Annotated in this window: 21 protein-coding genes and 1 pseudogene; 10 read left to right on the plus strand and 12 right to left on the minus strand. The window is 72.1% G+C overall.

The features are described 5' to 3' along the window. The first annotated feature begins 2 nt into the window (after window positions 1-2). Window positions 3-965, plus strand: coding sequence for a hypothetical protein (locus DFJ69_RS05370; protein WP_245974043.1), 963 nt, complete (start codon window positions 3-5; stop codon window positions 963-965). A gap of 9 nt (window positions 966-974) precedes the next feature. On the opposite strand, the gene malQ is transcribed toward DFJ69_RS05370, so the two are convergent. Both malQ and DFJ69_RS05380 read right to left on the minus strand, forming a co-directional pair. Then, on the minus strand, window positions 975-3092 hold the full coding sequence (gene malQ, locus DFJ69_RS05375; protein ID WP_116021447.1) for a 4-alpha-glucanotransferase: 2118 nt from the start codon (window positions 3090-3092) through the stop codon (window positions 975-977). 97 nt (window positions 3093-3189) lie between these two features. Beyond that, entirely contained in the window at window positions 3190-4617 is a 1428-nt protein-coding gene (locus tag DFJ69_RS05380) for an amidase (RefSeq protein WP_116021448.1), read from the minus strand. A gap of 230 nt (window positions 4618-4847) precedes the next feature. On the opposite strand from DFJ69_RS05380, the gene DFJ69_RS35320 reads away from it, so the two are divergent. Further along, window positions 4848-6164, plus strand: coding sequence for a nuclease-related domain-containing protein (locus DFJ69_RS35320; RefSeq protein WP_245974044.1), 1317 nt, complete (start codon window positions 4848-4850; stop codon window positions 6162-6164). A gap of 42 nt (window positions 6165-6206) precedes the next feature. Here DFJ69_RS35320 and DFJ69_RS34110 read toward each other — a convergent pair whose 3' ends face one another. Beyond that, window positions 6207-6359 (minus strand): hypothetical protein, encoded by a 153-nt coding sequence (locus DFJ69_RS34110; RefSeq protein ID WP_170177543.1) that lies wholly within the window; start codon window positions 6357-6359, stop codon window positions 6207-6209. Between the two features lie 136 nt (window positions 6360-6495). Here DFJ69_RS34110 and ilvD point away from each other — a divergent pair, with 136 nt between their 5' ends. Continuing rightward, a complete protein-coding gene (gene ilvD / locus DFJ69_RS05390) occupies window positions 6496-8352 on the plus strand; it encodes a dihydroxy-acid dehydratase (protein ID WP_116021449.1) in 1857 nt (618 codons plus the stop codon). Here ilvD and DFJ69_RS05395 read toward each other — a convergent pair. Genes DFJ69_RS05395 through DFJ69_RS05410 form a run of 3 tightly spaced genes read right to left on the minus strand, consistent with a single transcriptional unit; the run spans window position 8330 to window position 10662 of the window. Next, window positions 8330-9868 (minus strand): Ca2+-dependent phosphoinositide-specific phospholipase C, encoded by a 1539-nt coding sequence (locus DFJ69_RS05395; RefSeq protein WP_245974046.1) that lies wholly within the window; start codon window positions 9866-9868, stop codon window positions 8330-8332. The genes ilvD and DFJ69_RS05395 overlap by 23 nt on opposite strands. Before the next feature lie 28 nt (window positions 9869-9896). Further along, a complete protein-coding gene (locus tag DFJ69_RS05405) occupies window positions 9897-10115 on the minus strand; it encodes an FmdB family zinc ribbon protein (protein WP_116021451.1) in 219 nt (72 codons plus the stop codon). 37 nt (window positions 10116-10152) lie between these two features. Then, window positions 10153-10662 carry an HNH endonuclease gene (locus DFJ69_RS05410; RefSeq protein WP_116021452.1) on the minus strand — a complete coding sequence of 170 codons (510 nt, stop codon included), beginning with the start codon at window positions 10660-10662 and terminating at the stop codon, window positions 10153-10155. Window positions 10663-10986: 324 nt separating this feature from the next. Here DFJ69_RS05410 and DFJ69_RS05415 point away from each other — a divergent pair, with 324 nt between their 5' ends. From DFJ69_RS05415 to DFJ69_RS05425, 3 genes are read left to right on the plus strand one after another with little or no spacing between them, the layout of a single operon-like run. After that, window positions 10987-11865 (plus strand): hypothetical protein, encoded by an 879-nt coding sequence (locus tag DFJ69_RS05415; protein ID WP_116021453.1) that lies wholly within the window; start codon window positions 10987-10989, stop codon window positions 11863-11865. 34 nt (window positions 11866-11899) lie between these two features. Next, window positions 11900-14008 carry a prolyl oligopeptidase family serine peptidase gene (locus tag DFJ69_RS05420; protein WP_116021454.1) on the plus strand — a complete coding sequence of 703 codons (2109 nt, stop codon included), beginning with the start codon at window positions 11900-11902 and terminating at the stop codon, window positions 14006-14008. 53 nt (window positions 14009-14061) lie between these two features. After that, window positions 14062-14862, plus strand: coding sequence for a class I SAM-dependent methyltransferase (locus DFJ69_RS05425; RefSeq protein WP_116021455.1), 801 nt, complete (start codon window positions 14062-14064; stop codon window positions 14860-14862). Window positions 14863-14871: 9 nt separating this feature from the next. Here DFJ69_RS05425 and DFJ69_RS05430 read toward each other — a convergent pair whose 3' ends face one another. The 3 genes from DFJ69_RS05430 to DFJ69_RS05440 form a co-directional block, all read right to left on the minus strand. Then, entirely contained in the window at window positions 14872-15696 is an 825-nt protein-coding gene (locus tag DFJ69_RS05430) for a hypothetical protein (protein ID WP_116021456.1), read from the minus strand. A 113-nt stretch (window positions 15697-15809) separates the two neighbouring features. Next, entirely contained in the window at window positions 15810-16412 is a 603-nt protein-coding gene (locus tag DFJ69_RS05435; protein WP_245974048.1) for a GNAT family N-acetyltransferase, read from the minus strand. 1 nt (window position 16413) lies between these two features. After that, window positions 16414-18063 (minus strand): NsdA family TPR-like regulatory protein, encoded by a 1650-nt coding sequence (locus tag DFJ69_RS05440; protein ID WP_116021457.1) that lies wholly within the window; start codon window positions 18061-18063, stop codon window positions 16414-16416. Between the two features lie 406 nt (window positions 18064-18469). Between DFJ69_RS05440 and DFJ69_RS05445 the strand changes: the two genes are divergently transcribed. From DFJ69_RS05445 to DFJ69_RS05460, 4 genes and pseudogenes are all read left to right on the plus strand, one after another. Beyond that, window positions 18470-18772: a hypothetical protein gene (locus DFJ69_RS05445; protein WP_116021458.1), complete on the plus strand. Its 303-nt coding sequence runs from the start codon at window positions 18470-18472 to the stop codon at window positions 18770-18772. Window positions 18773-19120: 348 nt separating this feature from the next. Further along, window positions 19121-20128, plus strand: coding sequence for a mechanosensitive ion channel family protein (locus DFJ69_RS05450; protein WP_116021459.1), 1008 nt, complete (start codon window positions 19121-19123; stop codon window positions 20126-20128). Window positions 20129-20218: 90 nt separating this feature from the next. Next, window positions 20219-20587: pseudogene (locus DFJ69_RS05455) on the plus strand (globin); the annotation flags it as partial. A 129-nt stretch (window positions 20588-20716) separates the two neighbouring features. Further along, window positions 20717-21325, plus strand: a complete 609-nt coding sequence (locus DFJ69_RS05460) for a hypothetical protein (protein WP_116021461.1) — start codon at window positions 20717-20719, stop codon at window positions 21323-21325. Between the two features lie 27 nt (window positions 21326-21352). Here the strand turns inward: DFJ69_RS05460 and DFJ69_RS05465 are convergent, their stop codons facing one another. From DFJ69_RS05465 to DFJ69_RS05480, 3 genes are all read right to left on the minus strand, one after another. Then, the gene (locus DFJ69_RS05465) at window positions 21353-21790 is read right to left on the minus strand and encodes an acyl-CoA thioesterase (RefSeq protein ID WP_116021462.1); all 438 of its coding nucleotides are present in this window, start codon (window positions 21788-21790) and stop codon (window positions 21353-21355) included. 968 nt (window positions 21791-22758) lie between these two features. Then, on the minus strand, window positions 22759-24423 hold the full coding sequence (gene ettA / locus DFJ69_RS05475) for an energy-dependent translational throttle protein EttA (protein WP_116021464.1): 1665 nt from the start codon (window positions 24421-24423) through the stop codon (window positions 22759-22761). 167 nt (window positions 24424-24590) lie between these two features. Further along, window positions 24591-25871 carry a GGDEF domain-containing protein gene (locus DFJ69_RS05480; RefSeq protein WP_116021465.1) on the minus strand — a complete coding sequence of 427 codons (1281 nt, stop codon included), beginning with the start codon at window positions 25869-25871 and terminating at the stop codon, window positions 24591-24593. Window positions 25872-26292 lie beyond the last annotated feature (421 nt).

Below are 26292 nucleotides of genomic sequence, written 5' to 3' on the forward strand. Positions count from 1 at the left end.
CGGTGGAGTCCGCGAGAGAACTGCTGGGCACCCTGGCCCGCCGGTACGCCTTCGGTGACGTGGGCGCGCTGGCGGGCCGGGTCCTGGCCCCGGAGCCGGCGGCCCGGGTGGCGGCGCTGTGCGCGTTCGGGCAGCGGGTGCTGGACCTGGACGCCGAGGACTTCGGCATGCCCGAGGCGGCGGGCCCGGTCCCGCCCGACCTGCTGGACCGGGCGCGGGCCAGCCGGATGCCGCAGTCGCCCGGCGAACGGCCCCGGGGCGCGCTGGCCACGCTGCACCCGGCGTACGGGCTGCTGCTGGAGGTCATCGAGATCCACTGGTGGCGGCGGGAGATGGCGGCCTTGGTGGCGGCGGTGCACATCGCCGCCGAGTATCTGCCGGTGTTGGCGTGGGAGCCGGTGCTGGGCCATGCCGCCGACCCCGCGCTGCTGGGCGCGGGGGTCTCCGGGCCGGACAGCCGGTTCGGGGTGACACCCGATCCGGAGGCCCCGCGCCGCTGCGACCACACACGGCCGGAGCGGTCGGCGTGCGAGCGCTCCCTACGGGTCGCCGGCGAGCCCGCGCCGGGCTGGCGCGCGTACCTGGACCGGCAGCACAGCCAGGTGTCGCAGGCGCTCGGCGTGTGCGCGGCCGAGTGCCGCACGCCGTGTTCGGTGATGACCCGGCTGGACGACAAGGAACGGGCGGCGCTGACGGCCCGATGCACTCTGGCCGTCGACTTCGGCGATGGGGCGTTGGTGCGGTTGCGGCACGCGGCCCCGGTCGGCCACGGCTTCGGGGTGCCCTCCCCGAGGAGGTCGAGCACGCCTGGGCCCGATCGCGGACGTCGCTGCGCCGCCGTCCGTTGGGCGACGCGGCCCTGGCGGGCTCGGACGGCGACGAGCATCCCCTCAAGGGCCTGCCGGCGCTGTTCTCGGCGGTGGCGGGGGTGCCCATCACGACGGGCACCCTGCTGCACGACGTGACGCGCCGGCTCAGCGACCTGCTGGCCTCGGACTGACCGGGTCGAGCGCGGGGAACGTCGCGGCGGGCAGGTCGTCCAGCAGCACCGGACGGTCGTCGGCGTCGGCGAGGGGGACGCGCCAGTTGGGGTACTCGTCGGTGGTGCCGGGCTGGTTCTGGGTGCGGCGCTCCCCCACGACGTCGGTCAGGGCGATGCCCAGCAGGCGGGCCGGGGTCCGGGCCAGGAAGGCGTGCAGGGCGGCGACGACCTCCTCGTCGTGGTCGGTGACGCCTTCGGCGAGGGCGCGGACGATCTCGTCGGGGGCGGTGGCGAGGAGGCCCTCGTCGGCGAGGAGGTCGAGCCAGTCGGCGACCCGACGCCGGTGGTCGGCCATCTCGTCGGCGGCCGGGCGGGTGAGCAGGCCCAGCTCTTCCCGCAGGGCGACGTGGTCGCCGTGCAGGAACCCGGTGGTGGGCGGCATGTCGTGGGTGCCGACGGTGGCCAGGGACGGCTCGCGCCACCGCGCGGGACGGCGGGGACGTCCCCGGTCGTCGTTCTCGAACCACAGCAGCGAGGTGCCGAGGACGTCGCGGGCCGCGAGGTCACGGCGGACGTCGGGCTCGACGGTGCCGAGGTCCTCGCCGACGACGACCGCGCCGGCGCGGGTCGCCTCCCAGACGAGACAGGAGAGCATGGCGTCGCGGTCATACCCGACATAGGTGCCGTCGGCGGGTGAGCCGCCCTCCGGCACCCACCACAGTCGGGAGATCTGCATCGCGTGGTCGAGCCGCAGGCCGCCGCCGTGGCGCAGCGCCGCCGCGAGCATGCTCCGGTACGGCCCGTACTCGGCCTCGGCGAGGCGCTCGGGATGCCAGGGCGGCTGCCCCCAGTCCTGACCGCGCTGGTTGAACTCGTCGGGCGGCGCGCCGACGCTCATCCCCGGGGCGAACAGCGGCCGGTGCATCCAGGCGTCCGCGCTGCCCTGACCCACGCCCACGGCGAGGTCGTGGACGATGCCGATCGGCATCCCGGACCGGCGGGCCGCCGCCTGCGCCTCCGCGAGCTGCCCGTCCAACTGCCACTGCAGCCAGGAATGGAAGCCCACGCGCCCGGCGAGCCGTTCACGGTCGGCGGCCACGGCGGGGCTCTGCGGGTCCTGGAGGGCGGCGGGCCAGCGCCGCCAGTCGGCCCCGTGCTCCTCGGCGAGCGCGCACCAGGTGGCGAAGCCGTCGAGCGCCGGCCCCTCCCTGCGCCTGAACCGCTCGTACGACTCCTGGCGCTCACCGCTGCGGGGCCGCCGGTAGAGGATCTCCAGGGCGGCCCGCTTCGCCTCCCAGATCGCGTCCCGGTCGATCTCGTCGAGGGTGTGGACGCTCTCGCGCAGCGGCAGGGACAGGGCGGCGATGCGGTCGCGATCGGCCTGGTCGAGGTCGGCGTACTCGGGGACGTCCTCGACCCTCAGATAGAGCGGCCCGGCGAAGCGGCGGCTCATCGGCGAGTACGGGGACGGGTTGACCGGCGGCGCGGGCTCGGCCGCGTGCAGCGGGTTGACCAGGACGAACCCCGCACCGAGGTCGCGCCCTCCCCAGGACGCCAGGTCGGCGAGGTCGCGGAGGTCGCCCATCCCCCATGATCCGAGGGAGCGGACGGAGTACAACTGCGTCATCAGGCCCCAGACGCGCGGCGTCGCCTCCAGCCGGGCCGGGGCGACGAGCAGGGCGGCCGTCCGGACGAGCGGCCCCTGACGCACGCGGAGGCGGTGCCAGCCGAGCGGGGTGTTGTCGGGGAGCCGGTACCGCGTGGACCCGTCGGCGCCCTTGCGCCCGGAGGGCTCCACGACGCCGCCCTCGGCGAGTTCGACCGTGATCTCGGTGGCCGCGCCGGTGAGCGCCGGGATCGCGATCTCGCCCGAGGCCGTTGGGGAGACCCGGTGGACCACGACCGGAGGCACCAGACGGGTGCGGTCGCGCTCGTCCAGTCGGTCCAGCTCGGCGCGCACGGCCGCCGGGGTGGAGGCGTCCACGCCCAGCGCGGCCAGCACCGCGACGATGGTGTCTTCCTTGACGGGCGTCTCGCGCCCGCGCCAGTCGGTGTATCCCGTGCCGACGCGATGCCGCCGGGCCAGTCTGATCAGTTCCTCGTCCGCCACCCCATGACCATGCCCCGAATTCGCCCCGCGCAACGAACGGGTGTCGCCCACAAGTGGCCGGTCGCCGGGCTGAGGCTTCTCGACCGACCGGGCGCGGCTACTCGTCCCATACGGGCGGCTTGCGGTCGATCCAGGGGCGGGCGGTCTCCAATTGGGCGGACAGGGAGATGAGGGTGCCCTCGCCGCCGGGTCGGCCGGCCAGCATGACGCCGATGGGCAGGCCCTCGTCGTTCCAGTGCAGGGGGACGTTCACGGCGGGCTGGCCGGAGAGGTTGTAGGCGGCGCAGAAGGGGGTGAAGCGCTTTTGGCGGTCGAAGTTCTCGGCGGGCTCGGCGTCGTGGAAGTAGCCGACCGGGACGGGCGGCTGCGCGAGCGTCGGCGACAGGATCGCGTCGAACCCGTTCATCGCCGGGAGCGCCGTGCGCATCGCGGCCTGGAGTCGGGCGTGCGCCTTGAACAGGTCGGGGCCGCTGGTGGCGTGGCCGCGTTCGCGGAGCCAGCGGGTGAGGGGGAGCAGGCGGTCCTCGCGGGCCGGGTCGACGGGGGTGAGGGTCGCCATGACGCCCCACAGCAGTTCGAAGTCGGGCACGAGGTCGGGGCCGAACAGGGTGGGCAGCTCGACGACCTCGTGGCCCAGCTCCTCCAAGAGGGCGGAGGTCTGCTCGTACGCCGCGACGCAGTCGGGGTGGACCTCCGCGCCCGGCACGGTCGGCTCGATGGTGCGGGCGATCCGCAGGCGTCCGGGGTCGCGGTCGGCGTACCCGGCGAACGTCTCGCCCTCGGGCAGCGGGGGCGCGGCGTACATGTCGCCGGGCTCGGGGCCGTGCATCACGTCCAGCAGGGCGGCGGCGTCGCGCACGGTCCGGGCGAGGGGCCCGTTGGTGGACAGGCCGAACAGGTCGGGGACGATGGGGCCGTGCGAGATCCGGCCCCGGGTGGGCTTGATGCCGAACAGTCCGCAGACGCTGCTGGGGATGCGGATGGACCCGCCGCCGTCGCTGCCCTGCGCGATCGGCGCGAGCCCGGCGGCGACGGCGGCGGCCGCCCCGCCGCTGGAGCCGCCGGCCGAACGGGTGAGGTCCCAGGGTGTCCGCGCCGGAGGCGACACGTCCGTTTCCGTATAACAGGGAAGACCGAATTCGGGGGTGCTGGTCTTTCCCAACAGAACGGTGCCCGCGTCGCGCAACCGGACCACCACGGTGTCGTCGGCGAATCCGATGAGATCATCGAAAACGGCCGATCCGAGACGCATCGGCACGCCCCGCACCATGTTCAGATCCTTGATCGGGACCGGCACGCCCCACAAAGGTGGGAGTGTCCCGGAATCGCCCTCCAGCACCCGGCGTTCGGCCTCCTTGGCCTGCCGTTCGGCGAGTTCGGCGGTGATCGTCGCATAGGCGCCGACGCGGGTGTCGAGGCGCTCGATGCGGTCGAGGTAGTGGTCGGTGACCTCGACCGGGGAGAGGTCCCCGGCGCGGATCGCGGCGGCCTGCTGCAACGCCGTAAGGTCGTGGATCTGAGTCACAACGTCGAACAGTAGACGGCGGCGCCGCGCGCGATCAAAGATGGGCTTCGTCAACGACATACGGCGACGGACAGGGGTGAACAACAATCTACCCATGGCCGCAAGGTGTCAATCACTCAGATCGGGCGACAAAACTATGAACGAGGCACCACTAGTCGCCTACCAGCGAGATCACTACTCTGCGCGCAGAGGATCATGCCTCCCGTCCGAAAGGAACACGGAGCGTCATCATGGCGACCACGGAGCGGGGTGACCATGGCAAGGGTCATCCCACCGAACCCACCTTCGGCGGCACCGAGCACGGCGTTCACGAGCACGGCGTCACACCGGGCCGCGCCCTGCCCGGCCTCACCGAGTCGGGCGCCGTCGCGCCCGGCGGCCCCGAGCACGGCATCGAGCACGGCATCGAACGCGCCGTCGAGCACGGCCACGTCGACCAGGGTCGCGCCGACCTGGGCCACGTGGGACGCGGCGGCACCGATCACGTCGCGGTGCACGGCATGACCGCACCCGGCGGCCCCGAGAGCGACCGGCCCGGCTTCGACGGCCCCGTGTTCGACGGCCCCGAGCCCGACGCGTCCGAGCGCCGCACGTCGCGGCGCGGCGGCCCCCACCAGGACAGGCTCGTGTTCGACGGCTCCCGCCTCAACGTCGACGCGGTCCGGGCGCCCGAGCGTGAGACCCCTTCGTTCGAGGAGCCGCCCTTCGAGGAATCGCCTTTCGAGGAGCCGTCGTTCGACGAGGCGGCGTTCGACAAGCCCGCCGCCGAGGGTCGCGTCCGGAGGCGCGGCGCACCCTGGTCGCGCGCCGGGTTCCCCGGCGGGCTGCGGCCGTCCGGGTCGCCCGCCGAGATGCTCGCCGACCCCCGCGTCAGGCAGTGGGCCCCCCGCGCCGGCGTCGCCCTGCTGATCGGACTGGTGTCCATGCCGATCTTCGGGGTGCGGATGGGCCTCGGGCTCGCGGTGGCGCTGTTCGCCGCCGATGTGTACCGCCGGTCGCGCCGCACCTCCAGCGTGGTCGCCTGGCAGAAGTCGTCGGCGGCCGAGCGGCGCACCGAGCGGCAACTGGGCCGGCTGGCCAAGAACGGCTACCACATCCTGCACGCCCGCGCCGTCCCGCGCGACGACGAGGGTGTCAGCGACGGCAAGATCGACCATCTGGTGGTGGGCCCCAGCGGGGTCTACGCCATCGACTCCGAGAAGTGGGACCGCCGCCTGCCGGTGCGCACCCTGTCGCACCGCAAGCTGTTCCACGGCCCGTTCAACAAGAAGGACCGGCTGGACGAGGCCCGCTGGGAGGCCCGCCAGGCCAGCAAGATGCTCACCCAGCAGGTCGGCTTCGAGGTGCCGGTGCAGCCCTCGGTGGCCATCTACGGGCCCTCCATCCCCTGGAAGGTCATGCGGGTCCGCGACGTCGACGTCTACGCGGGCAACCGGGCCCGTTCCTATCTGCGCCGCCGGCCCAAGATCCTCACCGAGACGGACGTCCGGCGCATCTTCCAGGCCGCCGAGTCCGCGCTGCCGCCCAAGTACCCCACCGACGTCTGACCGAACGGCGGGCCACCGACGTCCCGCCGTCCGGACCAGGGGTCAGGCGCCGCTCAGCGCGATCGTCGAGAACACGCGCGCGGCCCGGGTCGCGGAATACGGACCCGCGAGCGCCCCCACCAGCAGATGGGCGTCAACGCCCGCCACGTACGCCTCATCGGCGGCCTGCCGATCCCCGACTCCGGCGGGTAGCATCGAGGCACCGGCCGCGCACGACCTCCGCGGGCCGGGCCCAGCGCCGCGATCCGCCGCTGCCCCGCACAGGCCACGACCATGTACGCCTTGGCCGTACGATCGTGGCATCGCTCGATGAAGGTTGGGAGAGGTCCCCATGCCACCGCTCAGGTCACGTACGGTCACGCACGGCAGGAACATGGCGGGCGCCCGGGCCCTCCTGCGCGCCACCGGGGTGGCGCGGGAGGACTTCGGCAAGCCCATCGTCGCGGTGGCCAACAGCTTCACCCAGTTCGTGCCCGGCCACGTCCACCTGCGCGAGGTCGCCGACGTGGTCGCCGGGGCCGTGCGGGAGGCCGGCGGGATCCCCCGCGAGTTCAACACCATCGCCGTCGACGACGGCATCGCGATGGGCCACGAGGGGATGCTGTACTCGCTGCCGTCCCGCGAGCTGATCGCCGACGCGGTCGAGTACATGGTCGAGGCGCACCGCGCCGACGCGCTGGTCTGCGTCTCCAACTGCGACAAGATCACCCCGGGGATGCTGCTGGCGGCGCTGCGGCTCAACATCCCCACCGTGTTCGTGTCCGGCGGCCCGATGGAGGCCGGCAAGCCGATCAGCGGGACCACGGGCGGGCACAAGCTGGACCTGATCGACCCGATGATCGCCGCCGCCGACCAGAGCGTCTCCGACGAGACCCTGGCCGAGATGGAGGAGAACGCCTGCCCGACCTGCGGGTCCTGCTCGGGCATGTTCACCGCCAACTCGATGAACTGCCTGACCGAGGCGATCGGGCTGTCGCTGCCGGGCAACGGCACCATCCTGGCCACCCACACCGCCCGCAAGAGGCTGTACGAGGACGCCGGCCGGCGGGTCGTCGAGATCACCCAGCGGTACTACGACGGCGACGACGACTCGGTGCTGCCGCGCAGCATCGCCACCCGCGACGCGTTCGAGAACGCGATGGCGCTGGACGTGGCGATGGGCGGCTCCACCAACACGATCCTGCACCTGCTGGCCGCCGCCACCGAGGCGGGTGTCGACTTCGGCCTCAAGGAGATCGACGAGCTGTCCCGCCGGGTGCCCTGCATCTGCAAGGTCGCCCCGGCCACCCCCGAGTACCACGTCGAGGACGTCCACCGGGCCGGCGGCATCCCCGCCCTGCTGGGCGAGCTGGACCGGGCCGGGCTGCTGCACCGCGACGTCCACACCATCCACTCCGCCACCCTCGGCGAGTTCCTGGCGAAGCACGACGTCCGCTCCCCCGACGTCGACCCCGCGTCGGCGGACGTGTGGCACGCGGCGCCCGGCGGGGTCCGCACCACCCGCGCCTACAGCCAGTCCAACCGGTGGGAGGAGCTGGACCTCGACCGCGAGCGGGGCTGCATCCGCGACGTCGAGCACGCCTACACCAAGGACGGCGGCCTGGCCGTCCTGTACGGCGACATCGCCCCCGACGGCGCGATCGTGAAGACCGCGGGTGTCGAGGAGGAGCTGTGGACCTTCGAGGGTCCGGCGGTGGTCTTCGAGAGTCAGGACGACGCGGTCGAGGGCATCCTCGGCGGCAAGGTCTCCGAGGGCGACGTCGTCGTGATCCGCTATGAGGGCCCCCAGGGCGGTCCCGGGATGCAGGAGATGCTGTACCCGACCTCGTTCCTCAAGGGCCGGGGCCTCGGCAAGGCGTGCGCGCTGATCACCGACGGCCGGTTCTCCGGCGGCACCTCGGGCCTGTCGATCGGCCACGTCTCCCCCGAGGCGGCGGACGGCGGTGTGATCGCGCTGGTGGAGAACGGCGACCGGATCGTCATCGACATCCCGCGCCGCGCCCTGGAGCTGGACGTCCCCCCGGAGGAGCTGACGGCCCGTCGCGAGCGGCTGCTGGCCGACCTGGGCCGCTACCGGCCGCGCGACCGGCAGCGCCCGGTCAGCGCCGCGCTCCAGGCGTACGCCGCGATGGCGACCTCGGCGTCCACCGGGGCCGCCCGCGACATCAGCCGGCTCGCCGGTCGGTGACCGCGCACCCGTCCGGTGCGTTCACCGGATTGCACCGGACGGGGACGAGACCGGGCAACGCGGCGAAGTAACGGGTGCCGAACCTCGCCGACAGCCCCGGCACCGGGTAGTCGGTGCTGACCCACTGGGCGCCGCTCGCCAGCGCCGTGTCCCTCATGCGGGTGTCGCCGTTGCGGGCCTGAACGGTGTCGGCGTCGGCGCGGGTGCGGACCATATAGCCCCGGGTGACGAGCGAACGGATGTCCGACGCCGCCGGGTCGTTGCGCTTGACGAACGCGGCGTCGGGCCGCCCCGGCTCGGAGGCGGTGAACATGACCCGCCCCTGCAGGCTCGGGTTGCCCTGCACGTAGCGGTCGCGGTGCTCGCCGGTGTTGTCCATCAGGAACATCACCTTGCCCCGAGCCGCGCGGAGCGTGGGCCAGCCACCGCCCAGCACGGACTGTTCGAGCGTGCGGCCGGGCCTGCGCACGGTGTCCGGGGTGATCAGATCATTGGCGTCGAACACCGAACGGATCTCGCGTTCCACCCCCAGCAGGCGCTGCCGCGTCCAACCGTGCAGCGGGTCGAAGGGCTCCTTGAACTCCAGCAGGATCGTCACCGGCACATGCCCGGGGTTGTCCCGCGACCAGGTCGCCACGTTCTCCAGGCAGTCGGTGAGCGTGAGGCAGTTGCTGCGGTAGTCGAGGCCGGCGATGTGCAGGACCTTGGTGCCGGGCTCGTTCATCCGTCGGTCGTAGGCGGGGCGCTGCCCGGTGAGCGCGCGGATCGGCGGGCGCGCGTAGCGGCCCCCGTGCGGGTCGGCGAAGAGGTCGAGCTCGATCTGCCGGACGTTCTGCTTGGCGAACTGCCGGCCGAGCGGGACGTGGCTGTACTGGAGCGCCTCGGCCCGGGTCCCGGTGATGGACATGAGTCGGTACTCCGCCGCGCTGGGCTCGCGGTGGTAGCTGTTGTGGGACCCGAGGAACTGGAGTTGGTCGATCCGGGGGCCCTGGGCCCCGGCGGCGGCGGGACCGGCCGGGAGCGCTGCGGCTCCCAAGGCGGCGAGCGCCAGTGCGACGGCGGGCCGCCCCGACTTCCTACGCAGGGAGCGCGAGATCATGAACGCGAGAAAATCCCAGCCCGCGTCCGGGGTCAAGCACCGCCGCGCCGGGCTCAGGAGTCCCGGTGCACCGTGGACGGCGCGAACGCGGGCAGGCACACCGCGATGTACTCGGCGCCCTCCGGGCCGGGAGAGCTGTAGCGGACCCACTCGCCCGGGCCGCGTGTGAACGGCCTGCCCGGCGGCGACCTCCAGCACGCCGTCCTCGTGCTCGACGGTCAGGGTGCCGCGCAGCACCACGGTGAACTCGTCGAACTCCGGTCGCTGCCCGGGCTCCGCCCAGCCGGCCGGGCTGCGCATGTGGGCGACGCTCAGCCGGGACTCGCGGGTGTTGACCGCGCCGACGTACTCGTCGATGAGCTTGGGCGGCTCGCCCGCCGCGGTGATCCGCGACGGCCCCTCGATCAGTTCTGGCATGGCCTCAGGATGCCGTACGGCCCCGCCGTCAGCCGCAGCAGCCGCCCCCGCAACAGCCGCCGCCCGAGGGCGCCGGCGGGGCGGGGGCCGAACCGGCGCCCCGGCCGGTGACGGCGACCGTGGACAGCAGCCTGACCGTGTCGTCATGGCCCTGCGGACAGGACGCGGGCGCGGCGGACTCGCTCATCGGCCGGGACACCTCGAAGGTCGCCCCGCACGAGCGGCAGCGGAAGTCGTAGCGTGGCACGGCTTCAGGATAGGCCGCCCGCGGGACCTTCAGGGCGTCAGGCCGCCGACTCGGTCACGTACGGGGCCCACTGGGGATCGCCGTCGCCGGCGACGCCGATGAGCCGCCAGTGCGCGCCGCGGGGCACGACCGGGGTGGCGTTGAGGGCCCACCCGAGCTCCTCGAGCAGCCGGTCGGCCTTGCGGTGGTTGCACGGGGAGCACGAGGCGACGCAGTTCTCCCAGGTGTGCTTGCCGCCGCGGCTGCGCGGGATCACGTGGTCGATGGTCTCGGCACGATGACCGCAGTACGCGCACCGGAAGTTGTCGCGCCGCATCAGCGCCGCCCGGGTCAGCGGCACCCTCGTCCGGAACGGGATCCGCACGTATCGGCGCAGCCGGATCACCGACGGGACCTCGATCGCCATCGTCGCCGAGTGCAGCACCGCGCCGCTGTCGGCCGGATGGACCACCTCGGCCTTCTCGCGGAGGACCAGGCACACGGCCCGCCGCAGCGGGAGCGTGGTGAGCGGCTCGTAGGAGGCGTTCAAAAGGAGGACCTGGCGCATCAGACGCCCTCCACCGGCTCGCGCACTCTGATCGCCTCGGCGTCTGCGCTCCCGCGCCCATCACGCCGAGGCTCGAGTATGGCTTCCGGCACCTGCGCACCCGTCATGTGGGCCTCCCCAGGGGCAATCGAGCTGTCCTCAGTGTGGCCGCTGAGCAGCCCTTCCCGCTACCCCATAAATTCCCCGCGCGCATCCTGGAACGCACTTTCGTCCCTCCCCACGGAACGGCATTGGTGACCGATATCACGTTTATCGGACACGACGTCCATGTCCCACTGGTATGGTGATCCACTTCTCGAATCCAGCGATCTTGAAGGGCCCTCCATGCGCGCTCCCACCGCCCTCGCCCTCGCCGCCGTGCTCGGCCTCTCCCTGGCCGCCTGCGGCTCCGGTGACGACACCAAGGAGCCGGGCGCCGGCGGGCCGGGGAACGCCGGCTCCGGCAAGCCGCTCGCCCTGGCGGAACTCGCCGGGATCATCGAGAAGCAGCTCGCCGCGAAGAAGTCGTTCAAGGCGGTGGTCAGTGCCCAGGGCAAGGAGCAGGGCACACTCACGGTGTCGACCCTGGCCGGCACCCGCGAGGTCGAGGTCTCCTCGCCCAAGAACGAGGACGGCGGCCCCCTCCACCTGATCGGCCTCAAGGACGGCATCTACAGCAAGGACGGGGAGCAGCCCGGCAAGCCGTGGGTGAAGCACGTGCCGACCGATGTCACGGGCAGGCTGTACCTCGGGGCGATCGGGATCATCGAGGGCATCGTCCGGACCGGCGAGCAACGCGCCTTGATCGTCGCGGGCGGCACCATCACCGCCACGAAGCCCGAGAAGGTCGGTGCGGTCGACACGATCCACTACACCGTCCAGGTGGACGTGCCCAAGGCCCTGCGAAGCATCGACCGTAAGGCGTTCGTGAGCGAGCACTGGGCCATCGTCAGCGACGTGGCCAACGGCGAGTCCGAGCCCAAGCCGGAAACGATCACCGACGCCCAGGTCGAGAATCTGGCCACCAAGTTCGGCGCGGCCATGAAGGGCAAGCCCGCCACCTACGAGTACTGGGTGGACGCACAACGCGTCCCGCACCGATACGCGTTCTCCTTCCCCGCCCGCGTCGACACCAACGGGGACATGCTCTACAGCGACTGGGGCACCGCCAAGATCACCCCGCCGCCCGCCGACCAGGTGGCGCCGGCTCCGCCGATCGGCTGACCCGATCGCCGGGACGCCGCATAAGGTGCGTTCCATGAACCGTCCGCCGTACCCGCCCGCGTCCCGCCAGGACATCGTCGACGAGCTGCACGGGCACAGCGTCCCCGACCCCTACCGGTGGTTGGAGGACCCTTCCGCCCAGGAGACGAAGAAGTGGCTGTCGGCGCAGGACGAGCTGTTCCACTCACTGGTGGACGGGCTGCCCGGCCGTGAGCGGATCCGCGACCGCGTGGCCGAGCTGTTGCGGGCGGGCAGCGTGGGCTCGCCGGTCTGGCGGGGCGGACGCCGGTTCTTCACCCGCCGGACCGCCGAGCAGGAGCACGCCGTCCTCTACACCGTCGACCCCGACGGTGTGGAGCGGGCCCTGATCGACCCGATGGAGATCGACCCTTCCGGGCTGACCACGCTCGACGGCTGGTCGCCCGACAAGGAGGGGCGACTGCTGGCGTACCTGCTGTCCCAGGGCGGCGACGAGGAGTCGCTGCTGTACGTGCTGGACGTGGCGACCGGCGAACGCGTCGAGGGCCCCATCGAGCGGGCCCGGTACACGCCGATCGCCTGGCTGCCCGAGCGGGACGGCGAGCCGGCGGCCTATTACTACGTGCGGCGGCTGCCCGCCTCCGAGGTCCCCGAGGGTGAGGACCAGTACCACCGCCGGGTCTACCTGCACCGGGTGGGCGCCGACCCCGACGCCGACGACGCGCTGGTGTTCGGCGACGGCCTCGACAAGACCAACTACTACGGCGTGGGTGTCAGCCGCGACGGCCGATGGCTGACGATCTCCGCCTCGCAGGGCACCGCGCCCCGTTCCGACGTGTGGATCGCCGACCTGTCCGCGTCCGCCCTGGAGGCCCCGGCCCTCACCGAGGTGCAGGTCGGCGTGGACGCCCAGACCAGCGTGCACGTGGGGCGGGACGGGCGCGCCTACGTGTTCACCGACCGGGACGCCCCGCGCGGGCGGCTGTGCACGGTGGACCCCGCCGACCCGGCCTTCACGTCCTGGCGGGATCTGATCCCCGAGGACCCGGAGGCGGTGCTGACCGACTACGTCGTCCTCGACGGCCCCGAGCTGGAACGCCCCCGACTGCTGGCCGGCTGGACCCGGCACGCGATCAGCGAGATCACCGTGCACGACCTGGCCACCGGCGAGCGGATCGGCGAGGTCCCGACACCGGGCCTGGGCACCATCGGCGGCCTCATCGGGCGACCGGAGGGCGGCCACGAGGTCTGGTTCGCCTACACCGACAACGTCACCCCGGTGTCGGTCCGGCACCACGACGCGCTGACGGGCCGGACGTCGCTGTGGGCCTCCGCCCCCGGCACCGTGGACGTGCCCGAGGTGGAGACCCGCCAGATCACCTACCCGTCCAAGGACGGGACGCCGGTGCGCATGCTGGTCATCTCCCGCCCCGGCGGCGCGGGCCCCCGCCCGACCGTCCTGTACGGCTACGGCGGCTTCAACATCTCCCTCACCCCGGCCTACTCGGCGGGTGTGCTGGCCTGGGCGGAGGCGGGCGGCGTGTACGCCATCGCCGGTCTGCGGGGCGGCTCGGAGGAGGGCGAGCGGTGGCACCGCGACGGGATGCGCGACAAGAAGCAGAACGTCTTCGACGACTTCCACGCCGCCGCCGAGACGCTGATCGCCGACGGCTGGACGGCCCCCGACCGGCTGGCGGTCTCCGGGGGCTCCAACGGCGGCCTCCTCGTCGGCGCGGCGATCACCCAGCGCCCCGACCTGTACGCGGCGGCGGTGTGCTCCGCGCCGCTGCTCGACATGGTCCGGTACGAGCGGTTCGGGCTCGGCCAGACCTGGAACGACGAGTACGGCTCCGCCGACGTCCCCGAGGAGCTGGAGTGGCTGCTGGCCTACTCCCCGTACCACCGTGTGAGGGAGGGCGTGGCCTACCCGGCGACGCTCTTCACCGTGTTCGACGGCGACAGCCGCGTCGACCCGCTGCACGCCCGCAAGATGTGCGCCGCGCTGCAGCACGCCACCGCGTCGTCGGCCCCCGTGCTGCTGCGCAACGAGGCCGAGGTGGGGCACGCGGCGCGGTCGGTGAGCCGTTCGGTGGAGCTGTCCGCCGACACCCTGGCGTTCCTGGCGGCCCACACCGGTCTGCGCCTGGACGACGGAGCACCATGAGAAGTGGGTCACTTCCGCCGGGGAACGGTCCCGTGCGGTGATCCAATGGGGGGATGAGCGCGACGACCGTGGGACGGCTCGGTGTCAGGGAGCGGATCGAGGGACTGCTGGCGTCCCCGCCGGTGGTCGTGGACGACTCGGCGGGCTACCTCGACCTGCTCGGCCCCGCCGACGAGCCGAAGCCGACGGTCGCGCAGCGCTTCATGCAGTCGTCCCTGCTCCCCCAGGTGTACGAGCGCCTCTGGCGGCCGATCGCCTTCGACCTGGCCAAGGGCTGGCCGCTCGGCCCCGACACCGCCGAGGAGAACGCGCTGGCCCGCCGGTGGCTGGGCCTCGGCCGGCCCGACGAGCCGCGCAAGCCGGACTCGGTGGTGCTGGACGTGGCGTGCGGGCCGGGCAACGTCACCCGGGCGCTCGCCGAGGGTGTCGGCCCGGGCGGCCTCGTCGTGGGGCTGGACGCCTCGGCGACGATGCTGGCCCAGGCGGTGGGCGACCCGGACGCGGCGGCCCCCATCGGGTACGTCCGGGGCAACGCGGTCGGCCTGCCGTTCCAAGACGGGGTGTTCGACGCGGTCTGCTGCTTCGGCGGCCTGTACCTCTTCGACGACCCGTGGGCGGCGCTGGACGGCATGACGCGGGTGCTGCGGCCGGGCGGCCGGCTGGCGATCCTCACCTCCCGGCGGCCCGGCCTCCCGCTGGCCGACACCGCCGGGGCGGTGGCGGGCCGGCTCACCGGGATCAGGCTGTTCGGCGACCGGGAGATCGTTCACGCCCTCGAGGAACGCGGCTTCCGGCACGTCAAGCGGCGTCGCATGCCGCTGATGCAGTTCGCGGCGGGTGTCCTGGACCGCTAGGCCCGCCGGTCACAGGTCGTCGTCCGGCGACGGGAACCGCTCCCGCAGCACCCGCATGAGCTGGTCGAGCCGAGGGCGGATCTCGCGGAACAGCGGCGGGTCGAACGCCACCAACGACCGGGCGAGCCGCACCACGGCGACCGCCCGCTCACCGTCCCCCAGCACCAGCAGGCACTTGGCGTAGTGGGTGTAGGTGCCGGCCAGCTCCCACAGCGTCGCCGGGTCGGTCGTGTCGGCGAGCTCCCGCCGGATCTCCGTCGCGCGGGACGCCGACAGGGCCGCGGACCTCGGATCGGCATCGCCCCGCCCGCCCTCGGCGGCGCACATGAAGTCGTTCAGCTCGGCCACCGACAGGTCGTGGTGGGCGGTGCCGAGCGCCCGGCGGGTCAGCGGCCCGCCCGAAAGGACCGCCTTGGCGACGGCCTGGGACAGCACGGCGGTCCGCTCCTCGAGACGCCCGGCCGCCGTGAGCGCCTGCGCGAGGTCCGTCCGCGCCCGAACGGCGTCGGCGACCGCCTGGTCCATCGCCGGGGAGACGCACTCCTCGAAGCGCAGCAGCAGGGTCTGGTCGAGCACCCGGTCGAAGACCTCCACGGCCTCCTCGCCCGCGGCCACGGCCTCGGGCACGCGCTGGGTGGCGAGCAGCAGCAGGGAGTGCCGCCACAGCGCCCGCGCCAGCCCCCGGCCCGACGACGGGCCGGGTTCGCGGACCCCCAGTTCGCGGTAGGCGTCGATCACCTCGGGCCACAGCCCTGCGGCCTCGTCGAGGTTCGACGGGTCCGCGGACAGCTCGCAGGCGCGCCGGAACAGGCTCTCGGCGTCGGCTTGGGACACTGTGCTCCTCACATCGCCACTGGCCGCCCATCCCCGGACGGTAGTCGACCGCTCACCGCGGCGACACGGTGCCGGCCGGAGGTGGCCGGGGCCTCAGGCGGAGGAGCGTTCCATCAGGTGAGGGCCTTTTCGAAGTAGACGTTGACGATGCCGCCGATCACCTCACGGCGGGTCTCCCGCCAGTCGAAGCCCCGATAGAGCTCCATCGCGGGGACCTGAAGGTCGGTCGTGTCGCAGTGCAGGGTCCGGTAGCCCAGCTCGGCGGCGCGCAGCTCCAGCGCCCGGACGATCGCCGAACCGTAGCCGCGGCGCTGCAGGTCGGGGCGCACGCGCAGCCGCACCATCTCCGCGGTGCCGGTGGTCGGAGGCCGCATCATCCACGCGTCCTCGTCGACACCCGGCACCCCCTCGGCCCGGGTCACGCCGCACGGGATGAGGTCGGCCCGGCGCAGCCCGCCGAGCGCGACGACCTCGCCCGCCCGTTCCCCGACCACGAACTCGCCGCCGCGACGCAGGTAGATCTCCTCGATCCGGAACAGGTCGTGCTCGTAGTAGACGCCGTCGCCGGGCCGCAGCCCCACCCTCGCCAGGCCGCTGCGGTGCAGTTCGAGGACGGTCGCGTGGTCGGCCGGGACGTACCGGCGGATCACCAGGTCGCGGTACCGCCAGCACGGCGGCTCGTGGCCGTGCCGCGTCAGCGTGTCGAGCGCGGTCACCTCAGACCTGCCGGGCGGGCTCGGAGTGCGGGCCGGCGCCGCCGACCGAGGGAGGCGCGAGGGCCTCGTAGAAGCCCTTGAGCCGGGTGATCTCGCCGTGCCGGTGCGACACCGCCGCGCCGATCTGCCGGGCCCGGTGCACCAGGATGTCGGAGCGGTGGTCGCCCGGCAGCTCCCCGATCGCCTCCTGCGCCGCGTCCAGGGCCGCCTCGGGATGCCCGGCGTGCAGCCGGCAGGACGCCCGGTCGAGTCGGACCAGCGTGAGGTCCACCCAGTCGTTGGGCGCGTACAGGGTCAGGGCCCGGCTGAGCACCTCGTCGCCGGCCCGGTGGTCGCCCAGGTTGGTGAACGTGTCACCTTCATAGAAGGCCATCTGCCGCTCGGTGAAGCCGAAGACCAGGTCCTTGGTCTGCGTCTTGGGGAGCTGGTCGAACACCGACCGGCCGCGCACGAGCGCCCGGCGGGCGCTGGGCGCGGCGTCGGACCGACCGCGCACCGCCAGCAGCCCCAGCGCCCGCGCCTCCACGGCGGGGGCCATGGCCGCCGCCACGCTCGGCGTCCGGCCGGCGAGGTCCTGGGCCTTGCGGGCCAGGTGCAGGGCCTCGCGGGGGTCGCCGTAGTACATCGGCACCAGCGCCTCGCGGACCGTCACCCAGGCCCGCAGCGCCCGGTCGCCGGTCTCGTCGGCGGCGGTGCTGGCGGTGCGGAAGAACGAGCGGGCCAACCGGTGGTCGCCCAGATTGATCATGATCAGGCCGGACAGCCCGGACAGTTGGGCGGCGAGCCGGCAGAGCCGTTCCTGGAGTTCGACGGGCTGCCGCTTGTCGCACATGCGGCGCACCTCGCCGAAGTCCAGCAGCACGTCGCACAGCATCCGCAGCGAGGGCGTGGCCTGGTAGAGCCGGCCGTAGCCCAGGACGGTCTCCTCCCACTGATCGAGCATGGTGGGCGACACGGTGGCGCTGACCAGCGTGTCGTCCATCTTCCGCCGCAGGTGGTCCACGGCGCCGAGGAACTCTCCGTCCAGCGCCACGCCCGCCCCGGCCAGCAGTTGCAAGAGCGTTCTGCGAAGCACGACGTCCTCCTCTCCGACCTCGGCCGCCAGGGAGCCGTCGCCGCGCTCGGCCCCTCGGTTCCCGACGGTGATCCATTGACGGTCGTCCGGCATCGGGACGACCACGTTCCCGACCAGCGCGTCGGGGTCCTGGCGGTGCCCCGCCGGACGCTCGGCCGACGCGGCGCGCCGGTCGTCGTTCGGCCGCGCGGCGTGGGCGTGCCCGCACAGGCACGCGCCCTCCAGCCCCAGGTCGGCGGGCTCCACGCGGTAGACGGCGCACAGGTAGTGCAGATAGGCCGGCCCCGGCCGCTTGTAACCGCTCTCGTACGCCGACAGCAGCGTCTCGCCGAGCTTGGGCTGCGGCTTGCCGTCCACCTCGTGCAGGGCCCGGATCTGGGCCACGATGTCCGACAACGCCACGCCGTGGGCCAGCCGGTGCGCCTTGATCCGCGTCGTCCCGAACAGCGGTCCGCACTGCTCGTGGATGTCGGCCGCGATCTCCACCGGGGTGCGTCCGCGGGCGAGACCGTGCGCCCGGACCCGGCGGGCGATCTCGGTCTCCTTCCGGGGGGCGTCCCGGGGGGCTTCGGGCATGGCTCCGGCCTCCTCACCATCGAGGCGGCCGGGGGGACCGCCGACGGTGTGAAATCCCCGGTCCGAGACCGTTCCGACCCTGCGGTCCGGCACACGATCCGGGCAACGACTGAACTATCCGACCACGACTGATGACCTATCGCGCACGCAGCGTAACCCCCGCATCGGGGCAGGCCAACCCATTCCCACGAAACGGGACTGGATCAGGGGCGGGTTCCGTCTCCCAGGTAGAGGATCCTCCTCCACGGTAGGAAGAACCTGTCCCCGCGGAGGGGAAATCACCGCTGCCACGGCCGTCGGACCACTTGACCCGAGCCCGGTTACTTGCAATTCTCAGCCCGGAGTCACGAAACGCAGCCAGTCGATCACGGATCGGTCTCACCGTGCACGATGGAGGGGGTGCAAGGTGGTCAGCGACTACCGCGTCGGCCATCTGGAGGACCTCGGGCGGGCCGTCGGCTCGCGCGGGCTGGTGTCCCGGGTGGTCCGGACCCGTTCGGGGCCGGTCTTCCTGCGGGTGGTCAACCCGGAGGCCGGCGGCCTGGCGGAGGACGTCACCTGCGCACCGGTGCCCGGCCGGCCGGACCACTACTTCTGGTGGTCCTGGGGGGAGTGCATGCACCGGGTGGACGATCCGGGGGGCGCCGCCTCCAAGCTGGCGCACGTCCTGCAGGCGTACGTCCGCGAGGCCCACGCCTCCCGGAGATAGACCGGTCGTGTCCCGCGCGTTCGCGGCGGGGAACGGCGCGGCAGCCGTCGGCCGCGCGGGACACGACCGCTGATCCTCATCAGGGCGCCATGGCCGACGGGCCATGGCGCCCTTCGCGCGTCACGGGCCCGTCGGCCGGTCGCGTCGGCGACCTCGGCACCGATCAGCGCGACATCCCGCGGGAAACCGGGTGTCATCGGCCGGTCGCGAGGGTGACCGCTTCCTCGTTGCGAGGGTCACAGCCTCGTGCGAACGTACGGATCGCTCGGGCCCGTCCCCTACGATCTGCTCATACCGCCGCAGGTAGACGGCGTAGTGACGGCATCGGCACCTGGGGAGGATCTTTTCGTGTTCACCGCCGCGGTCCTCGGGGCGGCAGCGCCCCTCTTCGACGCCGACGAACGTCCGGAGACCTACTGCGGGCAGAACGCCTCCATGCCGTGCCGGCTGTTCTGGAACGTCACCCACAGCCCCGACGCGACCCGGTTCGTCGAGACGTACGACCTGGACCTGTGGACCAACCGGCTGGTGGCGATCGTCATCACGCTGGTGATCGCGCTGATCCTGCGGCGGATCGCGCACGGCATGATCACCAAGGTCACCGTGGGGATGGCCGAGGGCACCATGTCCGAGAAGCTGCGCGAGCGCACCCGCACCGTCTTCGACGGCAGCCCGGCCCTGCTCAGCGAGCGGCGGCGGCAGCGCGCGAGCACGCTGGGCTCGGTGCTGCGCAGCATCGCGTCCATCGTGATCATGGGCACCGCGATGTTCAGCGTGTTGGGTGAGCTGGGGCTCGATCTGGCCCCCGTGCTGGCCAGCGCCAGCGTGATCGGCGTCGCGGTCGGCTTCGGCGCGCAGAACATCGTCAAGGACTTCCTGGCCGGGCTGTTCATGCTGCTGGAGGACCAGTTCGGAGTGGGCGACATCGTCGACGTGGGGCCCGCCAAGGGCACCGTCGAGGCGGTCACCCTGCGCGTCACCCGCCTGCGCGACATCAACGGCGTCGTCTGGTACATGCGCAACGGCGAAATCCTGCGGCTCGGCAACGAGTCGCAGAACTGGGCCCGTGCGGTGCTGGACATCCCCGTCGACTACGGCGAGGACACCGGCAAGGTCAAGGACGTCCTCAAGGTCACCGCCGACGAGCTGGCCGCCGACCCCGCCTGGGACGAGATCGTCCTGGAGGAGCCCTCCGTGTGGGGTGTCCAGGGCCTGTCGGGGGACGCGGTGATCGTCCGAGTGGTGCTCAAGACCGCGCCGGGACGCCAGGGCGACGTCGCGCGCGAACTGCGCGAGCGGGTCAAGCACTCCTTCGACGAGGCCGGCGTCACCGTCGCCACCCCTCCCCCCGCGTGACCGTACGCCCCCTCGTCCCGGTCACGTGACCGAGACCTCAGGCGCGCGTTACCGGGCTCACATAGGGTGGGGTACACCATGGCCCAAGAAGTGACCTTCTATGAAGCGGTCGGCGGCGAAGAGACCTTCCGGCGTCTCGTCCACCGCTTCTACCAGGGTGTCGCCGAGGACCCCCTGCTGCGCCCCCTGTACCCCGAAGAGGACCTCGGTCCCGCCGAGGAGCGCCTGCGCCTGTTCCTCATCCAATACTGGGGCGGTCCCGGCACCTACAGCGCCGAACGCGGCCATCCCCGGCTGCGCATGCGGCACGTCCCGTTCAAGATCGGGACGGCGGAACGGGACGCCTGGCTGCGGCACATGCGCGACGCGCTGGACGAGCTGGCCCTGCCGGAGCGGTTGGAGACCATGCTCTGGAACTACCTGGAGATGGCCGCCCGCAGTCTGGTCAACGCCCCGGACTGACCCGCGCCCGAACCCTTTCATGACGTCCGGTTTGCCCGTTCGTCGGTAGCGTGAGGTATCTGCGACCGCCGTCACGACACGGGCCGCCGTGGTGTTCCGCCGGACGGCCCGGCAGGGAGGCAGGCGATGTTCATCCAGGTCATCCAGGGCAGGACGCACGATCGGGTGGAGCTGCGGGAGTCCCTCGACCGCTGGCGTCGGGAGCTGGCCCCGCACGCCGAGGGCTGGCTCGGCAGCACCTGCGGAGTGACCGACGAGGGCGTCTTCGTCGCCCTCGCGCGCTTCGAGTCCCGCGAGGCCGCCCGCCGCAACGACGCGCGCCACGAGCAGGGACAGTGGTGGGCCGAGACGTCCAAGCTCTTCGAGGGCGAGGTCGCCTTCCACGACTGCACGGACGTCGAGCTGGTCAGCGGAGGCGGCTCCGACCAGGCGGGCTTCGTTCAGATCATCCAGGCCCGCATCCGCGACCGGGAGGCGCTGCGCGACTTCTGGACCGAGGAGGACATGCGCGCCATGTCCGCGATCCGTCCGGACGTGCTGGGCGGGGTCTTCTGCGTCCACCCCGACGGGGGCTGCACCACCGCGATCTACTTCACCACCGAGGAGGCGGCGCGCGAGGGCGAACGCAAGGAGATGCCCCCGGAGATGCAGGCCCGCATGGAGGAGGAGATGCAGTACTACGAGGGCGAGCCGACCTTCTACGACCTGCGCGAGCCCTGGCTCTACTCCCCCTGAGTCCGCGGGCCGTGGCGCTCGGGAGGGTTAGTCCCCGGTGGGGGGCGCGTAGCGGGCGATGAAGTCGCGCTCCTCCGGGGTGAAGCGACGCATCCTGTTGCGCTCCACGTCGAAGGCCACCAGCGTGGACGTCGCGGTGGCGAAGACCTGCTCGTCGTCGCGGACCTCGTACGCCAGCTTGAACGAGGCCGCCCGCGCCTCCGTGACCCAGGTCTCCACACGGATGGGGTAGACGGTCGGCAGCAGCGGCCGCCGGTAGTCGATCTCGTGCCGGGCGATCACCATCCCCCGCACGGGCTCCTCCCCCTTGCGGACGGGGTCGCCGTGGAGCATCTCCAGCCGCGCGTCCTCGAGGTAGCCGAGGAACTTCACGTTGTTCACGTGGCCCTGTGAGTCGATGTCGCCGAACCGGATGTTGAACTCGTACACGTGCCGATATTCGGCGTGGGGCGTTTCGGTGTCCATGTCCTCGCCTGGGGGTCGCGGCAACGGTCGGCTGGGCCCGATGTTACCGGCTGGTCATCCCCGGCTCCCAGATCACGGCCATGTGGGGCCGGACACCCCTCACGTCGCATACGACGCTCTCGGAATGCGGCCGCTTGCATCATGCGGGCCCGGCACGCCCTGGGCCGCGTACGACGCCCTGCCCGCCTCATCTGGTCGCGCCCGCCGGCTGGGAGCTCGCGTCAGGGGTCCGACCGCCCCCGTCGGGCTCCGGGCCGACCACCGTGCCGGACGGGACCCTCGCCGCCGCGGCCCTCACCAGCGCGACGAACTCCTCCATGCACGGAAGGCATTGCGCGGCGTGACTGCTCAACCGCTGGATCTCCTCCTCGCGAAGCACCCCTCCCTCGGGGGCGAAGTCTCGGACGAATGAACACCGCTCCGGTGCGGACATCGATTCCCTGGTCGTCGTCTCGTGGTACGGCAGGCAGCGTCGCCTGCGGAGGAACGGGGGCCTTCGAGCCGGCCGTGCGGAGCGAGGACATCGACGATGTCGCACGACGTCACAACACTTCATCGAACCCTCTCCGACCTGCTCGAACACGCCCTTTGGTCGTTCCTTCCGAGATGTGGAGGGCCGGATTCCGGCGCACCGGATGGGTCCATTGCGACAGGCCGAGACGCCGCCTCGAAGAGAATCCACGCAACGTCGCGGTTCCGCGAATTTCTTCGACCAACCCATCCCAAAAGCACCAGAAAACCGACACGGGCCCCACGCACCCTCATCCGATTCTCGGAAAGATCCCCATATCATTCCGCACATCGGGGCACCGAATCCAATTCAAGGCATTTCCAAGATCCTTTTGTCGCCTCGGTTCGATCGCCCCGGACGGCGGTGGGATGCCGGCCGGGAACGCGAAACGTCCGCCGACCCCGAGGGGCCGACGGACGTTCACGGAAAGGGCCGCGCCCGAGCGGGGCGCGTCAGGTCAGTCGCGGGTCAGCTTGCGGTAGGTGACCCGATGCGGGCGGGCGGCCTCCGCGCCGAGGCGCTGGACCTTGTTCTTCTCATAGTCGGCGAAGTTGCCCTCGAACCAGAACCAGTTCGAGCCCTCCTCCCACGCCAGGATGTGGGTGGCGACCCGGTCCAGGAACCACCGGTCGTGCGAGGTGATCACGGCGCAGCCGGGGAACTCCAGCAGGGCGTTCTCCAGCGAGCCGAGGGTCTCGGTGTCCAGGTCGTTGGTGGGCTCGTCCAGCAGCAGGACGTTGCCGCCCTGCTTGAGGGTCAGCGCCAGGTTGAGCCGGTTGCGCTCGCCGCCGGACAGCACGCCGGCGGGCTTCTGCTGGTCCGGGCCCTTGAAGCCGAACGCCGCCACGTACGCCCGGGAGGGCATCTCGACCTGGCCGACCTTGATGTGGTCGAGGCCGTCCGAGACCACCTGCCAGACGGTCGCCTTGGGGTCGAGGCCGCCCCGGGACTGGTCCACGTACGAGAGCTGGACGGTCTCGCCGATCTTCAGCGCGCCGGTGTCGGGCGTGTCCTCTCCCACGATCATGCGGAACAGGGTGGTCTTGCCGACGCCGTTGGGGCCGATCACGCCGACGATGCCGTTCGGGGGCAGGTTGAAGGAGATGTTCTCCATCAGCACCCGGTCGCCGAAGCCCTTGGTGAGGCCGTCGGCGGCGATCACCGTGGTGCCCAGGCGGGGGCCCGGCGGGATCTGGATCTCCTCGAAGTCCAGCTTGCGGGTCTTGGCCGCCTCGGACGCCATCTCCTCGTACCGCTCGAGACGGGCCTTGCTCTTGGTCTGCCGGGCCTTGGGGTTGGAGCGGACCCACTCCAACTCGTCCTCCAGGCGCTTCTTGCGCTTGGCGTCCTTGTTGCCCTCGACCTTGAGCCGGTCGGCCTTCTTCTCCAGGTACGTGGAGTAGTTGCCCTCGTACGGATAGCAGCGGCCCCGGTCCAGCTCCAGGATCCAGGTGGCCACGTTGTCGAGGAAGTACCGGTCGTGGGTGACGGCCAGGACGGTGCCCTCGTACTTCTCCAGGTACTGCTCCAGCCACTGCACGCTCTCGGCGTCCAGGTGGTTGGTGGGCTCGTCCAGCAGCAGCAGGTCGGGCGCCTCCAGCAACAGCTTGCACAGGGCCACCCGGCGGCGCTCGCCACCGGACAGCCTGGTCACGTCGGCGTCCGGCGGCGGGCAGCGCAGCGCGTCCATCGCCTGCTCGAGCTGGCTGTCCAGGTCCCAGGCGTTGCGGTGGTCGAGCTGCTCCTGGAGCCTGCCCATCTCCTCCATCAGCTCGTCGGAGTAGTCGGTCGCCATCTTCTCGGCGATCTCGTTGAACCGATCGAGCAGAGCCTTGGTCTCGGCGACGCCCTCCTCGACGTTGCCCAGAACGGTCTTGTCCTCGTTCAGCGGCGGCTCCTGCTGCAACATGCCCACCGAGAAACCGGGCATCAGGCGGGCCTCGCCGTTCGACGGCTGCTCCAGGCCGGCCATCATCCGCAGCAGCGTGGACTTGCCGGTCCCGTTGGGACCCAGCACGCCGATCTTCGCCCCTGGCAGGAAGTGCAGGGTGACGTCGTCGAGAACGACCTTGTCGCCGTGCGCCTTGCGCACGCGCTGCATCGTGTAGATGTACTCCGGCATGTCTTAAAGCCTATGGGGTGGCGGCCACCACTCGTCGCACGTCGCCTCCACCGACCGAATCCCGTCCATCGCTGAAGCCCCAGCTCCCCCGGTGGGCCCCTGCGTCCCCGCCCGTTGCCGGGGTCGCGGCCCGCGGGGAACGAACGGGAACGTCGCGTTCGCCTCGATCACACGCCGGGGGCCCGGGGGTCGTCGAGGGCGGGGAGGCAGACGCGGTCCCGTCCGGACTCCTTGGCGCGGTAGAGGGCGAGGTCGGCGGCGGCGAGCAGCTCGATCAGGTCTTGGCCATGGGTGCGCAGGAGGGACACGCCCACCGAGATGGTGACGCCGACCGTTCCGTCCTCCGCGGGAACGGTCAGCCGACGCACCCGACCCCGCAGCCGTTCGGCGACGCGGCACGCCTCCACCGTGTCGGCCCCGGGCAGGAGCACGACGAACTCCTCGCCGCCGAACCGGCCGACGACGTCGTAGTCGCGGAGCTGGCTGCACAGCGTGGCCGCCACCCCGATGAGGACCTGGTCGCCGACGAGGTGTCCGTGGGTGTCGTTGACGCGCTTGAAGTAGTCGATGTCGATGAGCAGGAGCGCCAGCGGCTCGTGCGTGCGGTGGGCGCGCCCCAGCTCGGTGTCCGCCTCCCGCTGCCAGGCCGCCGCGTTGAGCAGGCCGGTCTTGGCGTCGGTACGGGCGGCGGCCTGCAACTGCTGGTGCATCAGGCTCCGCTGGAGGAGGACGACCGGCGGCAGCGCCAGCAGCAGCAGCCCGAGCGACAGCGTGCTGGTGATCGCGACCACGACCCCCACGCACAGTTCGACCACGTCGAGCAGCAGACTCTCGCGGGTCCACAGCACGTCCCGCCAACGGCTCTCCGGGTTGGCCGCGTGCGCCGCGATGGCCACCAGCGCCGTGTTGAGCACCGTGAACAGGGCCGCGCACCCCACCGCCACGGGAACGCCGGGATAGACGTCGATCACCCAGAGGGGGGCGCCGTCCAACGGCTCGGGCACCACGAAGTGAAAGATGGTGGAGGCGCACGCCCCGGCCAGCCCGAACGCCGAGGCGACCAGCACGCGTCGATACAGCAGGGTCCGCCGCACCCGGAACTGCAACAGCGCCTGCATCGGAATCGGCACCAACAGCGCGTACACCGGGGGCAGCAGCAACGCCACCGGCAGCCACCAGGCCGACAGGAGGTCCCGCGCCACCCCGGCGGGCATGCCGAGCCGTCGGGAGACCTCGATGCACACCACACCACAGGCCAGCAGCGCGCCGAAGGTGAGCACTTCCTCCGCCCGGACGGGGGTCCGGACGAGCCCGTCGACGGTCAGCGCCACATAGAGCACGACGACCGCGACCACGTAGACCGCCAGCAACGAAGGCCGCACGAGCCAGCGCCAGGTCCGGACCGCCAGCTCCCCTCGACCCTCGGCGGACGACTGCACTGCCGTCATCCTTCCCCCTAATACATCACGTTGTGTAACACGATAGTTGCAACGTGTGCGACGCGGGCCCGAAACCGAAACTTCCTCAGCGGCGCCTTCCCCACCCCCATCCCACCGCACCCCGAACCCGCCGGCACCCCACCAACACACCGCCGCACCCGACCCCCCGCGACGAAGGAGGGGCCACGGCGAACAAGAGAGCGGCACGGACCAGAAGTCGCACTAACCAGGGATCGGCATGGACGAGGTCGCCGCGCGGACGATCGATCCACCCGGAAGAGCGGCTGTGCGTATCAGGGAGCCGCACGAACGGGGACGCCCTGCGCGGGGAGGCCATGCGGACGGGGAGGCCCTGCGGACGAAGGATGGCTGCGACGCGGGAACGCCCGGACGAGGGGGCGGTACGAACGAGGGCCCACGTGAACCAGAG

This window comes from Thermomonospora umbrina, assembly GCF_003386555.1.
Taxonomy (GTDB): domain Bacteria; phylum Actinomycetota; class Actinomycetes; order Streptosporangiales; family Streptosporangiaceae; genus Thermomonospora; species Thermomonospora umbrina.